The organism is Psychrobacter sp. TB20-MNA-CIBAN-0197, from assembly GCF_040309765.1.
Lineage (GTDB): Bacteria > Pseudomonadota > Gammaproteobacteria > Pseudomonadales > Moraxellaceae > Psychrobacter > Psychrobacter submarinus.
Window position 1 is genome coordinate 1 of the sequence record NZ_JBEOPC010001012.1, and the last position, 254, is coordinate 254.

The window sequence follows — 254 nt, forward strand, 5'->3', positions numbered from 1 at the left end:
GTTAATACACTGCTCTCTTTTGAGCTTAGAGATTTTTCCTTTTCATTTACTGAAGATAACTTTTCTTTATACTCATTTTCTTCTGTATTCAATTTTTCCATTCGCTCCTCAATCTCAAATTTGCTTTGATCTTGAGTCTTTTTTATTGTTTCATTTTCATCAATTAACTGTTGAAGCTTTAAAGTAAGCTCTGATAATTTTTCTCTTTCATCTACATTCAATTTACTTACAAGTTTCTCCTCTGTAGTCACACC

At 29.9% G+C, this 254-nt stretch carries 1 protein-coding gene; it reads right to left on the reverse strand.

Features of this window, described 5'->3' with window-relative positions:
- The coding region (locus AAEY83_RS16945; RefSeq protein ID WP_351060978.1) for a hypothetical protein at positions 1-254 on the reverse strand (254 nt) is incomplete at both ends.